Origin of the sequence: Planococcus glaciei (assembly GCF_900099655.1) — a bacterium.
Lineage (GTDB): Bacteria > Bacillota > Bacilli > Bacillales_A > Planococcaceae > Planococcus > Planococcus glaciei.
On the sequence record NZ_FNDC01000001.1, the window covers coordinates 197,217 to 210,514 of the forward strand.

Annotated in this window: 12 protein-coding genes; 3 read left to right on the forward strand and 9 right to left on the reverse strand. The window is 48.1% G+C overall.

The features are described from left to right. Window positions 1-108: 108 nt before the first annotated feature. The 4 genes from BLQ32_RS01025 to BLQ32_RS01040 all read right to left on the reverse strand — a co-directional run bounded on the left by BLQ32_RS01025 (window position 109) and on the right by BLQ32_RS01040 (window position 3,740). Entirely contained in the window at window positions 109-303 is a 195-nt protein-coding gene (locus BLQ32_RS01025; protein ID WP_036805056.1) for a hypothetical protein, read from the reverse strand. A gap of 270 nt (window positions 304-573) precedes the next feature. Then, window positions 574-780 (reverse strand): heavy-metal-associated domain-containing protein, encoded by a 207-nt coding sequence (locus BLQ32_RS01030; RefSeq protein WP_074508754.1) that lies wholly within the window; start codon window positions 778-780, stop codon window positions 574-576. A 79-nt stretch (window positions 781-859) separates the two neighbouring features. Then, on the reverse strand, window positions 860-2,968 hold the full coding sequence (locus tag BLQ32_RS01035) for a type IA DNA topoisomerase (RefSeq protein ID WP_074508755.1): 2,109 nt from the start codon (window positions 2,966-2,968) through the stop codon (window positions 860-862). A 91-nt stretch (window positions 2,969-3,059) separates the two neighbouring features. After that, window positions 3,060-3,740: a hypothetical protein gene (locus tag BLQ32_RS01040; protein ID WP_074508756.1), complete on the reverse strand. Its 681-nt coding sequence runs from the start codon at window positions 3,738-3,740 to the stop codon at window positions 3,060-3,062. 218 nt (window positions 3,741-3,958) lie between these two features. On the opposite strand from BLQ32_RS01040, the gene BLQ32_RS01045 reads away from it, so the two are divergent. Then, window positions 3,959-4,645, forward strand: a complete 687-nt coding sequence (locus tag BLQ32_RS01045) for an oxidoreductase (RefSeq protein ID WP_074509089.1) — start codon at window positions 3,959-3,961, stop codon at window positions 4,643-4,645. Between the two features lie 38 nt (window positions 4,646-4,683). Here the strand turns inward: BLQ32_RS01045 and BLQ32_RS01050 are convergent, their stop codons facing one another. The 3 genes from BLQ32_RS01050 to BLQ32_RS01060 all read right to left on the reverse strand — a co-directional run bounded on the left by BLQ32_RS01050 (window position 4,684) and on the right by BLQ32_RS01060 (window position 7,897). After that, window positions 4,684-6,069: a M20/M25/M40 family metallo-hydrolase gene (locus BLQ32_RS01050; RefSeq protein ID WP_074509090.1), complete on the reverse strand. Its 1,386-nt coding sequence runs from the start codon at window positions 6,067-6,069 to the stop codon at window positions 4,684-4,686. 403 nt (window positions 6,070-6,472) lie between these two features. Then, entirely contained in the window at window positions 6,473-6,922 is a 450-nt protein-coding gene (locus BLQ32_RS01055) for an OsmC family protein (RefSeq protein ID WP_074508757.1), read from the reverse strand. Window positions 6,923-6,952: 30 nt separating this feature from the next. Next, complete coding sequence (locus tag BLQ32_RS01060; RefSeq protein ID WP_074508758.1) at window positions 6,953-7,897, reverse strand: carbohydrate kinase family protein; 945 nt, start codon at window positions 7,895-7,897, stop codon at window positions 6,953-6,955. A gap of 143 nt (window positions 7,898-8,040) precedes the next feature. Here BLQ32_RS01060 and BLQ32_RS01065 point away from each other — a divergent pair, with 143 nt between their 5' ends. Beyond that, entirely contained in the window at window positions 8,041-8,604 is a 564-nt protein-coding gene (locus BLQ32_RS01065; RefSeq protein ID WP_036805073.1) for a GNAT family N-acetyltransferase, read from the forward strand. 59 nt (window positions 8,605-8,663) lie between these two features. On the opposite strand, the gene BLQ32_RS01070 is transcribed toward BLQ32_RS01065, so the two are convergent. Beyond that, on the reverse strand, window positions 8,664-9,464 hold the full coding sequence (locus BLQ32_RS01070; protein WP_036805109.1) for a carbon-nitrogen family hydrolase: 801 nt from the start codon (window positions 9,462-9,464) through the stop codon (window positions 8,664-8,666). An 87-nt stretch (window positions 9,465-9,551) separates the two neighbouring features. On the opposite strand from BLQ32_RS01070, the gene BLQ32_RS01075 reads away from it, so the two are divergent. Then, a complete protein-coding gene (locus BLQ32_RS01075; protein WP_036805112.1) occupies window positions 9,552-10,715 on the forward strand; it encodes a pyridoxal phosphate-dependent aminotransferase in 1,164 nt (387 codons plus the stop codon). A 112-nt stretch (window positions 10,716-10,827) separates the two neighbouring features. Here BLQ32_RS01075 and BLQ32_RS01080 read toward each other — a convergent pair whose 3' ends face one another. Next, window positions 10,828-13,203, reverse strand: a complete 2,376-nt coding sequence (locus BLQ32_RS01080) for a purple acid phosphatase family protein (protein ID WP_074508759.1) — start codon at window positions 13,201-13,203, stop codon at window positions 10,828-10,830. Window positions 13,204-13,298: the final 95 nt, after the last annotated feature.

The window sequence follows — 13,298 nt, forward strand, 5'->3', positions numbered from 1 at the left end:
TTTTAACTGTTCTTTCTTCATTCACTTTAGCTTTCCTTTTCTTTGCATCCCTTGAGAAAAGCTCCTCTTTCTGTTTTTGAACCATTCGTATTTGCTTTCTTGCACTAGTCAGTCAATTGCCATCTGTACGGTGCGGCAATGCGGGCATTTCAAGTACTCACTTTTTTCTTCAAGACGTCCGATATAAGCAAGCGAATCGGTGAATTCTCTTTTTTCGACCGGCGTCTTCATAAAGCCGCATCGATCTCCTGCATATTGTCTCTGATGGATCCGTTTACGCTTATGATCGATGAAGTATTGCATGAAAACCAGCTCCTCTTCTAGCAAAAAAACGAAAAAAAGCCGAAAAGAATCGCGAGGATTCTTTTCGGCTTTGTTTGCAGCTCTATTGTCTGAAACATGACGCCAAAATATGAAAGTAGGAAATGATTTTTAGGTTGTTTTAACTGTTTGAAATGCCAGGCATTCCACTATAAGCAAATTTACGTCACAAATCGGAAACGCTATTGTTTTCCGAGTATACTCATTTTACATTACTTCTTCAGCACCGTAAAGGAATTCCCTTCCTATTTGCTATTCGATATGAAAGCCTTCCAACTGCATTCTTTTAATAATTTGATCTTCATCCACTTGGTTTTCATCATAGGTAATCTTGATTCCGCCTTCTTCCACATCAACAAGCGCCCGCTCAATTTCATCCATTTTCAACAGCAGGCCTTCAATCTCCTGGATGGAGCTTTCTGAAGTTGCCTCTTTTACATGAATCGTCATAACCGCCATGTTCACTCATCCTTTCAAATTCGGTTTCTTTTGTCTATACCCGTTAACCGGGCAGATAAAAGAAATTTCTTTGCGGATGTTAAAATTCCATCTTCAGTTTTCCTTCTTCAAGCACCAGTTTGGCACTGAACTTCTTGCCGTTTTTGGACACAAACCCTTTGATGACCGGCGTTTTCCCTCTCGTGCACAAATACTCGATTTGTTTGGCAGTCAACCGTTTTTTTAGGAAGACAGCCGGAAATGACTGTTTGCAGCCGTTGTCAAATTCGGTGCAGCTATAAAATCCTTTGCGTGAAACAATTTTGCCTTTTTTGCATCTCGGGCATACGGCAATTTCGTCTTTGGCATCAAGTGTCGGCATTTGGTCGGGCAGCCCGTTTTTCTGCATTTGCGCCGGCACTTCTTCCAATAATTTATGGATGAATTTGCCGATGGTTGAAAGAAATACTTCCGGAGACCCTTCCCCTTTCCCTATTTTTTTCAAATAGGTTTCCCATTTCGCCGTCATCGAAGGGCTGGACAATAAATTCCCTTCAATGGACTGGCACAGGATCCGCCCTTTATCAGTGATCGAAACGATGTTTTTATTTACCGTAATGTACTCATGCCGTTTGATGGTTTCGATAATGCCGCTTCGTGTCGCTTCCGTCCCCAAGCCTTCGATTTCCTTCAGGATTTCCGTATCTTCCACGTCTTCGACAAACTTTCCGCATGTTTTCATCATCGCAATCAGCTGGCCTTCCGTATAAGGCTTTGGAGGAGTCGTCATTCCTTCTTTAATGGCTACATCCGCTTTCACCGGCTCCTGTTCCCGCAATTCAGGAAGTGACGGTTCCTGCTTCGTTTCTTTGGCAGTCGGAAACAATTCTTTCCAGCCCTGCTCCAGATCGGTCTTGCCCGTTGTAAAAAATGCCAGCCCCTTCACATCCGTCGTCACTTTGGTTTCAGCATAGCGGTAATCCCGGTGGAACATGGCAAGCGTCGTGCGCAGCACTTCTTCGTATAAATTGCGTTCATCCCGGGCGAGCCCTTCAAGTTTCCGGGCCGTCGGAATCGATTTTGTCGGGATGATGGCATAGTGTTCCTGGACTTTCGCGCTGTCGACAAAGCGTTTCTTCGGTGCTTTTGAAGCGATGGGAAATTCGGTGCCGATCAATTTCTGGTACTTCTCTACCTGGCCAGCCAAATAGCTGAATTCACCCGGTGTAATGTGCTGGGCATCCGTTCTCGGATAGCTGACCAGTTTTTTCTCATACAAGCCTTGCATAACGGACAGCACTTTTGCCGGACTGTACTTCCATTTCCGGTTGGCTGCCGCCTGCAATGTGGACAAGGAATGGAGCATGGGCGGCGGCACCCGCTTTTCAGTCGTTTTCAACTGAGCTACGACGCCGTCCGCTTTTTTGGTGATGTCGTGTTTCGCCAGTAATTCTTCCGCTTCCTTGCGCTCTTTGGCTTTGATTTTCGCTTTTCCTTTGTATTTGCCTTTTTCCGCCTGGAAAACGCCTTCGATTTCATAAAAGGGCTCTGGCACAAAGGCTTCGATTTCTTTTTCCCGCTGATAAATCAGAAAAACCGTCGGCGTCTGTACCCGGCCGATGGCGAAAACTTCCCGGATGCCTTTTTCCTGCAGCAGCAACGAATACAGCCGGGAACCGTTCATGCCGACCAGCCAGTCGCTGATTTGGCGTGCCCGGGCTTCCTGATACAGCAGCAAATCCTGGCGGTTGTCGCGCAGCTCCTGAAACCCTTTGCGCACTTCATCCACTTCAAGAGAATTGATCCACAGGCGCTGAATCCGTTTGCCTTTGGCTCCGGTCTGATAGTAGATGCTGTAAAAGATATTCGACCCTTCCCGGTCCACGTCGCAGGCATTGATGACGGTATCGGTCCCTTGAATGAGCTTTTTGATGATGCCGAACTGCTGCGCTTTCCCGCGCGCCACTTGGAATTGATACTGCTCCGGCAAAATCGGCAAAGCGTCCAGTTTCCATTTCCCCCATTTCGGATCATAGGCTTTCGGCTCTTTCAATTCCACAAGATGGCCGATGCCCCAGGTAATGTATGCACCTTCCGGAAAAATCGGATCCGGAGCCACTTCCATATACCCTTCGCGCTTGGTCGTTTTGAACGCTTCAGCATAGGCTTTTGCCTGGCTCGGCTTTTCAGCCACGATTACTGGTTTCATACGTTTCGTCCTTTCGTTCTTCCCTTTCTTCCATTGTACTCGTTCAGGGTGAAAAACATAATGATTTAATTGCGAACAAATGCTCGTTCTTTTACGCTCGTTCATCAACCAGCATGCCAGAAAACTTCTTTTTGATCGCTTCTTTGTCTCCAAAAATCAAAATCCGGTCGCCAAGCTGCAGTTTTTCCTCGAGCAATGATTTACGGAGGATAATGTTGCCTCTTTTAATGAACAGCAAATGGATATCATCACTTCTCAAAATCATTTTTTCGCAAGCCTGGTTGGTGTACTTGGAGTCTTCTCTGATTTCGACTTCCGCTACCATATCGTTTTCCTTTAACGACAAAGCTGTTTTAAGCGGCCAGTCTTCCAGATCGTATTCTTCATTCATTTCATGTTCGAATTTATTGGTTAAATACGCCGAAATGACTTTGTTTTTCAGAAACAGCCAAATAGCGAGAAACACAACGATTACAACGCCCAAAAGATTTGTCCGCAAATCGTTCGACAACACAGAGGCAATGGATGAAATCATGACAGCAAGTGAAAAATACCCAAATAAAATGACGGCTGCACTGATTCTTCTTCGAATCGGGTGATCGATGATCAGGGAAGACTCATCTGTTGTGAATCCGGTAGCGGTCAGCATGGAAATCACCTGATACCGGGCGATCGGTTTTTGGAGGCCGGTTGCTGCAAAAAGAACCACGGCAATTTCAATAACGAGCCACATAATGACAGAATACAATAAGACAAACAGGATTTCCGTCATAGTTGTTCCCCCGTTCTCAGCGTTACATATGATATTCCCCTTTCCTCTAAATTTTAAAATCTTCAGCAGAAAGAGATTCTAAGTAGTATAATAAAAAAAAGTTTTTTCTTGCTTTGCCAATAAAGTCCTTACGTGAAAACATTGCCGGTGCGTCCAAGGGGATGCCAGAGACAACTACACCGATTTTCTATAGAAAAGGATGAGGGCATACGATGACGATGAATAGCAAAACGGCTTTGCTTGCCGGAGCCAGCGGACTGGTCGGCAACGAATTATTGCATGTACTGCTGGAGAGCCCGAATTACGAAGAAGTAAAAGTTTTGGTCCGAAAACGGCTGGAAATCCAGCATCCGAAGCTTGAGCAGGTATTGGTGGACTTTAACCGCCTTGAAAATTATGACGAATATTTTCATGTGAACGACGTGTATTGCTGCCTGGGCACGACAATCACAAAAGCAGGCTCACAAGAAGCATTCCGAAAAGTAGATTACGAATACCCGATCAAAATGGCGCAGCTGGCCAAGAAGCGCAACGCCGAAAATTTCCTGATCATCTCGGCGCTTGGTGCAGACCCAAAATCAAAAGTATTTTACAGCCGGACAAAAGGCGAAGTGGAAAGCGAGCTGAAGAGTATGCACCTGCGGGCACTCCACATTTTCCAGCCTTCACTGCTTTTAGGCGACCGCAAGGAGTTCCGGTTTGGCGAAAAAATTGCCGCTATGCTGTCTCCTTTGTTAAGGCCGCTGCTATTCGGCAAGCTGAAAAAATACAAACCTGTCAGCGCCAGGCGTGTAGCCGTTGCCATGTATCAAGTCGGCCAGACAAATCACAGCGGCCATTTCACTTATCCTTCCAACCGGATTTTTGAACTGAGCCGCTCCAAAACTGCAGAACCAAAAAAATGACACCGGAGTCCGGTGTCATTTTTCGGTTTCAGTGGCCCCTATTTATTTTTTCCCGGCACGTCTTTCCGGATTACATCAAATAAACCGGCACCGATGATTTCAAGCGCAGACTGCATACGTTCGCCGGAAATATTGTCTTCAATTGTATCTTCCGGTGTGTGGTAAACTTTCTCGATATGGTAAACGAGCGGATCCCAGCTGTCGATTCCCATCCAGATGAACAAAGCTGCCGGAATGCCGGCGTTATGGAATGGCACGTGGTCGCTTGAGCCGAACTGCCCTGGCAGGATATCCGAATTCCCAAGGCGTGCACCCGCCGCTACAGTAGAATCTGTTACGATGTTTTTGCTGCCGTCAACCGTCATAGCGTACAGGTTTTTGGCCGGCTCGTACTTCGTAGCCACCATATCCGGATTGAATACAGCTTCTATTTCATCTCTTTCCGGCTGCGATAATTGGTCCACATAATATCTGGCTCCAAGCAAGCCTCTTTCTTCCGAACCGAACGCGATGAATTTCAAATCTTTATCGGTATTGTAGCCTTTATAAACTCGTGCCAATTCCAGCATCAGCCCGACGCCTGACGCATTGTCATTCGCTCCGGGAGCGCCGACGACGCTATCCATATGTGCAGTCAAAAGCACTTCTTTTGTATCCGCTGTCTTGGTTTTTGCTTTTTTCGTGCCGATGACATTGACCGACTGAAGATCGGTGTAGCGGACAGCTGTCAAATCAAGCGCAGCCGCACCTTTTTCAATCTGTTCTTTCAGCCATTCGCCCTGTACATACGCTGCTCCGTATACCGGTACATCGTAAGATTTGGTCAAGCTTGGGTTGAAGGTCGAACCGTAGTTGCCGCGGCTTCCCACTACACTTTGTAGGATAACGCCCGCAGCGCCTGCCTGGATGGCATTATCGACTTGTGTGCGGTAAGCGGCTGTCGTAGCTTCTCTCGTCAACAGCACGATTTTTCCTTTTGTGTCTGCCGGGAAATCCGTTGCCTTTAAGCCTCCTGCCACATAAATCGCCTCACCGGATACTGCTTCCTTACTTACTTTTCCGTTCGGCGCCGCCCCCATTTCCCAAGACGTCCCGTCTTCAAAAGCCACATCCGCAATATATTGGTCCGCTACCGGGAAATATTGATACTCCACGTCATAGCCGTAGCTTTTCAAGTTTCTGGCCACATAATCCGCCGCTTCTTTTTCCCCTTCAAGCCCGCCTGGCCGTGAACCGATTTCTTCCGATAAATAGCGCACATGCTCAATCGCCCGTTCCGCTTCTACGCGTTTCACGATTTTCTGGTCTTGCGCTGCATTGTTGGCAGCCGCAGCCGTTCCTGCTTCCGCTACAGGAAGCGCAAACGGCGAAGCGCTGAATACCAAAGCTCCGGCAAGCGCATAAGCAAGTATGGATTTTTTCATTTTAACGGGTGTGCTTTCATTGCGGTCCAATAATTTCTTCATCAGTTTCTGACACTCCTTTAGAAATTTTAGTTGTCGGCTGATTTTGTCGTGAACGCTTTAATCGTAAAAAATCGGCCACTTTTTCCGATCATTCTGCTCTTTCCTGCATTCTTTGCCTTTGACTGCACACTTGGTTACTTGCCAGCGGCCAAGAACACTGCCCCCTACACCTCCTATAACGTTTCGCGCCCCTAAGGGTTATTCATTTTCATCTTTGTAAAATCCTTCAAATAATTCAAAAATAGTGCTTAAGTTTCTAAATATTCAATCTATTAAAACTTTAGCACTACTCTTAAAGAAAATAATGACGGATAAAAAACCCCCGTTTCTGCTTTCAGCAAGGGGGTTCAACTTCTTTCTATTATTCGGCAGCAGAAATATTTGCCTGCAATTCAATTTCTACATTGCCTTTGATCGCCCGGCTGATCATGCAGGAGGATTCCGCTTTTTCAGCCAGCTTGCGGGCCAGGGAAAAGTCTTTTTCCGATGCTTCTTTATGAAGCACCAGTTTTGGCCGGTGGATGATTTTCTGGTACGTGATGACACCGTTCGTTACATCGACAATGCCTTCAGATTCCATCGTCAGTGCTGCTTTTTCAATCTTGCTGCGCTCCAGCATGGCGGCGAGTGTAATGATGTAGCAGGTTGCCGCAGCCCCCAGCAGCATTTCGTCCGGATTTGTCCCGACGCCAGGCCCGTCCATTTCCGGAGGAATCGAAATTTGGGTTTTTAAGTTGCCGGCTTCTATTTCCCCTACGTCGTTGCGAAGCCCCGGCCAGTCTGCCGTTAAATGAAAACTGTGTTTAGCCATTCACTTTCTCTCCTTTGCTCTCTGTACTCTTCAAGACAATCGTTCCAAATCTTCAAGTCTCGGCATCGCCGTAAGAGCACCGTGCTTGGTAGTGCAGAGTGCACCCAATTTATTGGCAAATAAAGCACAGTCCACCACTTCGGCTCGGGTTTTAGGCAATCCGTTCAGATGAATGTAGCGAAGCGTTCCGGCAACAAATGCATCTCCCGCACCGGTGGTATCCACCGGCTGGACCGGAACAACCGGCACATGAAAATTTTCTCCTTCAAACAACGCATGTGTCCCGTTTTCCCCGTCTGTTAAAAATACGAGCGGAATATCGAACTCCGACAAACGGGCGATGCCTTTTTCGACCGAATCGGTTTCCATCAAGAAAGCCAGTTCGTCCGTGGTCAGTTTCAAGATATCGACATCTGCCAGAAACTGAAAAACGGTATCCCGGCATTGTGCTTCGCTTCCCCACCGGAGCGGCCGAATGTTGACATCAAAGGAACAAAGAGCCCCTCCCTCTTTTGCCAGGCGGACAGCTTCAAGCGTTGTCTTCAACGCTTCCGGATGGAACATTGTGCCTGTGCACATATGAAAAACGCTGGCATCTTTAAATGCCTCTTCCACCAAATCCTGCGCGGTCACTTGAAGATCCGGCGTCTCGTTTTCATATTTGGCAAAAATCCGGTCATAGTCCGGAGTAAAGTGGACATAAACACCGCTCACCCGTTTTTCCGGGACAATAATGGAATAGCTTAAATCGACGCCTTCGTTTTCAAGTTCTTGCCGGACGAACGCTGAAGTGTCATCATCTCCTGTGATGGTGATGAACTTCGACGGCATTCCCAGCCGGCTTGCGCCTGCTGCTACATTGACGGTCGCGCCTCCCAAATGCCTGTTGAACTGATCATTCTCTGTGTTTACTGCAATATAATCGATAAAAGCATCACCGTAAGTCAGGATGTGCTTTGGGTTTTCCATAGAAATTGCCTCCCGGTTTTAACGCTCGCCAGCGAAAGGTTTTTAGCAGCAAATAATAATTTTTTTACTTTGGTAAAATCATGCTGCTATTTGCTTTCTCTATTATTTCAGGCATTGTTATAATTAAGCAAGTAAAAGGAGTGGAAACTATGGACCTCACGATACGGCAAGCTACCGCGAACGATGCAGAAGCGGTAGCGCCGCTCATCATTAATGCAATTGGCGACATCGCAGCCCATATGACGGCCGAGACGGAACCGGACGCCATTGTACAAAAAATCGAAGCGATGATCCGCGGGAAAAATACCCGGCACAGCCACCGCTTTACATGGGTGGCCGAAATGGATGGAACCGTTGCAGGGGCGCTCGTGCTTTACCACGGAAGTGCGGCCCGCGAACTGGACCAATATTTGATTGACTTGTTGAAAACCGAAGGCCACGAACGCACCATCGAGCCGGAAGCCCATCTTGACGAATGGTATATCGATACGGTTTCGGTAAACCCTGCTTGCCAGGGACAAAAAATCGGCACCCAGCTGTTGTCTTACGCCGACCAATTGGTCCGTCAAGCAGGTGGAGGCAAACTCTCCCTTAACGTCGATGTTGACAAAACAAATGCCATCCGTCTGTATGAGCGGCTTGGCTTCGCAATTACGGAACCGTGGACCATAATCGGCGAACCGTTCCATCATATGGTTAAAATAGTGGACTGATTGTCTTTGATTAAACAAAGTGCCGCTCCTGCTATGAAGCCAGGAGCGGCACTTTGTTTTTATTCTGCTGCCGGTTTTTGAAAACTGCTGTAAAGCGCTTCACGGCGGTCCGTGAACACAGGGATGCGCTTGCGCACTTCTTCCACTTCGCTCAAATCTATGTCCGCATAACCGATGCCTTCTTGCATGGCCATATCCAATCGGACTTCTCCCCAAGGGGCGATGACCATCGAACTGCCGCCGAATGCGTTTTTCGGATCACTGCCGACCCGGTTAACAGCCACAATAAAGCATTGGTTTTCAATCGCCCGGGCCTGGAGCAGGACTTTCCAATGGTCGATGCGGGCTGCCGGCCATTCCGCAGGAACGAAAATGACCTTTGCGCCGTTTAATGCCTGAGCCCGGATCCATTCAGGAAAACGGATATCGTAGCAAATCACGCCGCCGCAAACCACACCTTGCAATTCAAACGTGCCAAGCCCGGATCCTTCCTGGAGATGGATATGTTCATCCATCAAGCCGAACCGGTGGGCTTTGTCATACTCGGAGACAAGTTCTCCGTCTTTGTTCACCACATACATCGTATTGTAAAAACCATCTTCTTTTATGATGGATACAGAACCTCCGACAATATTCACTCCATGTTTTTTTGCAAATTCTTTCAGAAATCCAACTGTACGATGGGAACTGTCTGCCAAAGTCTCCAGTTCGGTCAATGCATAGCCGGTGTTCCACATTTCCGGCAGCACAATGGTCTCTGCGCCGTTTTGCGCCGCTTCTTCTAGATACTCTGTAACCTTCCGGAAATTCGTTTCCGGCTCGCCGAATGCGATATCCATTTGAACACAAGCAACTTTCATATCTTTCCCCTCCTGTAGACAAGTTTACCTAAACTCTATAAGATTTGGAGTAGATGTGCAATTATTTAGAAAATGAGGGACTCAATCATGGAATTTTCAAATCGACTGCAGCAGCTGCCGACGCAGTTTTTCTCAAAACTGGCCGCGAAAACAAGCCAAGCATTGGCAGAAGGACGGGATATTATCAACTTGGGCCAAGGCAATCCCGATCAGCCGACGCCAGAACATATCATTAAAGCGATGCAAGAAGCAGTGGCCGATCCCAAAAACCACAAATACTCGCCTTTCCGTGGAATCCCGGAAATGCGCCAAGCCGCTGCAGATTTCTATAAACGCGAATACGGTGTGGACATTGACCCCGATACGGAAGTGGCCGTCCTTGCCGGCACCAAAATCGGCCTGGTCGAACTGCCGCTTGTTTTTCTGAATCCGGGAGAGTTGATGCTGCTGCCGGATCCCGGCTACCCGGATTACCTGTCGGGCACCCCTTTAGCAGAAGCCCGATTTGAAACTTTTCCGTTGAAAGCAGAAAATGGCTTTTTGCCGGATTATGCAGAAATTCCCCATGAGGCAAAAGAACAAGCAAAACTGATGTACTTGAACTATCCGAACAATCCGACGGGGGCTGTCGCCACTCCACGCTTTTTTGAAGAAACAGTGGCATTCGCCAAAGAAAACGAACTGGCTGTTGTCCATGACTTCGCCTACGGTGCCGTTGGTTTTGATGGGATCAAGCCGCCAAGCTTCCTGCAAACCGACGGAGCGAAAGAGGTGGGCGTTGAAATGTATACCTTGTCGAAAACCTACAATATGGCGGGATGGCGCATCGGTTTTGCGGTAGGCAATCCGAAAATGATCGAGGGGTTGAATCTTATCCAGGACCATTTGTTTGCTGGCCTTTCCCCTGCCCTTCAACTCGCCGCTGTTGAGGCACTGACCGGTGATCAGCGCTGCGTCAATGAACTAGTCGGCATGTACGAAAGACGCCGCACCGTTCTGAAAGAGGAATGCGCGCGCATCGGCTGGAAGATTGAAGCCCCGAAAGGCTCTTTCTTCGCCTGGCTGCCGGTTCCTAAAGGCTTCACCAGTGTCGAATTCGCGGATTACCTGCTCGAGCACGCCAATATTTCAACAGCTGCCGGAAGCGGCTTTGGCGAAAGCGGTGAAGGTTATATCCGAGTCGGCTTGCTTGTGGACGAAGCACGGATTGCCGAAGCGATTTCACGGGTCGAGAAACTGAAGTTATTCTAATTCATGCTCCATTCAGTAGCGTTCATGGTTTCGCACCAATCGAAAAAGCTCAGCCGATGTTTTCGGCTGAGCTTTTTCAGTTATTTCTTCCTTGAAGATTGCAGCAAACTCTCTAGTCATTTTCTGGGTCCACTGCGATGACCATTTCCATATCCCAATACAAATCGGAGCTCTGGGCATCGTCCTGGTGCACTTCCGCGGATAGAACGTTTTTGCCTTCAACCAGGTTATCCAGAAGGCTTTGATCCAATTGGATTTTTTCCACCTCCCCTGGTTCCGCCAGTTTTTTATCTGTCACATCATATAAATGATCGTCATAGGAGATATCGCCTTCCGGCAGATTAAACCGGCCGATTTCTTTTCCGTTCAAATACAGGATGACGCTGTCGTCGACCGTAAATTCAATGTATCCCTGGTCTTTAACTGCAGACAGATCGGCTAGTTCAAACTCGGTCCGGAAATACGTGGTGGCATGCTTATCGTATTCTTCAGGGCCGAATTCAACGACCGTCTGGATCTCCCCGAACCCTTCATGCTCATCCCCTTCCGGATAACCCAGCGGAGCATTTCCAGTTTCCCAGCTGCTGTCGTCAAATTCCGGTCCGCTCCATTCCGTTCCTTGATCGGAACCATCATCCAAATAGGACCACTCGCTGTTTTTCTCAATCAATTTCTGCTCTTCGTGGTCCACGACGGAAAGCGTAAGTTGTTCTGTCTTAAATGTCTTGCCTCCGATTGCTACTTCCGCCCAAACTTTGACTTCACCCGGCTCTGCAGCATCGGCCAGCACCACTTTCCCGTCTTTTCCAACAGTCAGCTGGCCTTCGGGACTGCTCCGGTAATTGATTTGATCCGGCAGGATATCGTATTGCGTGCCTTCGACATTCGTCCCTTTCACATCAAGGTCCACTTCCGGATAAAACGATGTGGCTTGGGTCGGCAATACCGTTCCCGTTGCAGCCAGCGCTATTTTCTCCAGTGCCGGAATTTCAACGGCGATTGAAGGATCTTTGATGATTTTATAAGAGTCCACCGCTTCCATCGTATCTGTGCGATACGTCGTGAACTCGAGGCTTGTCGGGGTCACCTCTACATTCGTAAACGTTGTTTCTTCCAGCTGTGCCCGGACCGCTGAGTAAGGTTCTGTTTCCGGTTCAATGCCATAGTACTTGCTGCCGCTTGAAGAGTTGGCGGTAAAATAAACCGTACCTTCCGGGTTCACTGCGGCGCCGTCCTGCACCATCTGATTTTTCAACGGCTGCAATGCTTTCATCTGGTATGTGCGCACATAGGAATGGTCATGGCCCATCAGTACCGCATCAATGTCCATTTCATCGATAGCCGGCACCAGGCGCTCCCTCAGCTTAATGATGTTTTCCGAATCGGAATGGGCAGCTGCACTGTAAATGGAATGATGGAATACGACAAACTTCCATTTAAACTCCTTCCCAGCAGTAGCGGCAGCCGTTTCTTCCATAAACTGAATGTGTTCTTCCGCGTTTTCATTGTTGGAGTTCAAATTCATGATCAGCGTGTCGCCGTAAGTGAAATAGTAGTCGCCGCCTGAATTATCGTAATTTCCCAGTTCCGGATTTTGGTTCGGCACATTGAAATGAAATTCGTAATACTCGTTGTAGTCGTGATTGCCGACCGTCGTAGCGGTCGGATAACTCCGCAAAGCGTCCGGCGCAAAATAAGCGACAAACTCTTTTTCCGAACTACGGTAGTCGACCTGGTCGCCCGCCGACTGTATAAAACTCGTATCGGGGTATTTTTCAAGCGCTTTGTTCAATGTATGTTCCCAGCCCCGCCTGTCCTCATGCGGATCGCCGGAAGCGCCGATTTGCGGATCACCCATCAGCAGAAAGTTGTACGAATCCGTATTGCGTGTCTTAAAGCTGTAAGGTCCGCTCCAATTGCCCTTGCCGTCTCCCAGGCGGTAGGCATACTCGGAATCCGCTTCAATGCCGGTAATCACGGCTTCATGCGCTGTAAAACCGAACGATGCCTTGTCCAAGTTTGCCTGGACCGAAGCGGCACCTTCCGGAAATTCGGCCGGCATACCGTTTTCAGCCTTCGCGAACTCGATTACGCCGGGCGCATTTGTTTTAGGGGAATACCAGGAAAAGTTAAAGCTAGTTTCATCCGCTCCGGGGGCAAAGGCGATGGAGACTGCAGGGTAAACGTCTTTTTTCTTATATAAGGCCAGGAATTCTTCATCCCAGACATTTAAGGATGCATATAATTTATCCTGATAAGACTGCCGCTGCTTGTCTGCCAGTTTTTCAACGGGGCCGTATATCCCAAGTCCGGCTCTTTCCAGAAAGCCCTCGCTGCTCCACGTACTGAACGTCTCTTTTTCAGCCCCTCCACTCAGCGCAGCTGCAGCTTCTGCCTGCGGCGCTAAAGAAGGTAATGCGATTAAAAGCCCAAAGGCTGCCAAACAAATGGTTTTTGCTGCTTTCGAAGTTCCAGGTGTATTTGCCATATTCATCGCTCCCAGCTGTCGTTTCATCTGTTTTGCAACTAAAAATGCTTGGTTTTAGCATGAAAAATAAAGAGAACCAAAAAAGATTTCTGACT

Excerpts from the sequence above, each read along its gene's own strand:
- BLQ32_RS01025 (WP_036805056.1), bottom strand. The coding sequence starts at position 303 with ATGCAATACTTCATCGATCATAAGCGTAAACGGATCCATCAGAGACAA.
- BLQ32_RS01030 (WP_074508754.1), bottom strand. The coding sequence starts at position 780 with ATGGCGGTTATGACGATTCATGTAAAAGAGGCAACTTCAGAAAGCTCC.
- BLQ32_RS01035 (WP_074508755.1), bottom strand. The coding sequence starts at position 2,968 with ATGAAACCAGTAATCGTGGCTGAAAAGCCGAGCCAGGCAAAAGCCTAT.
- BLQ32_RS01040 (WP_074508756.1), bottom strand. The coding sequence starts at position 3,740 with ATGACGGAAATCCTGTTTGTCTTATTGTATTCTGTCATTATGTGGCTC.
- BLQ32_RS01045 (WP_074509089.1), top strand. The coding sequence starts at position 3,959 with ATGAATAGCAAAACGGCTTTGCTTGCCGGAGCCAGCGGACTGGTCGGC.
- BLQ32_RS01050 (WP_074509090.1), bottom strand. The coding sequence starts at position 6,069 with ATGAAAAAATCCATACTTGCTTATGCGCTTGCCGGAGCTTTGGTATTC.
- BLQ32_RS01055 (WP_074508757.1), bottom strand. The coding sequence starts at position 6,922 with ATGGCTAAACACAGTTTTCATTTAACGGCAGACTGGCCGGGGCTTCGC.
- BLQ32_RS01065 (WP_036805073.1), top strand. The coding sequence starts at position 8,041 with ATGGACCTCACGATACGGCAAGCTACCGCGAACGATGCAGAAGCGGTA.
- BLQ32_RS01070 (WP_036805109.1), bottom strand. The coding sequence starts at position 9,464 with ATGAAAGTTGCTTGTGTTCAAATGGATATCGCATTCGGCGAGCCGGAA.
- BLQ32_RS01075 (WP_036805112.1), top strand. The coding sequence starts at position 9,552 with ATGGAATTTTCAAATCGACTGCAGCAGCTGCCGACGCAGTTTTTCTCA.
- BLQ32_RS01080 (WP_074508759.1), bottom strand. The coding sequence starts at position 13,203 with ATGGCAAATACACCTGGAACTTCGAAAGCAGCAAAAACCATTTGTTTG.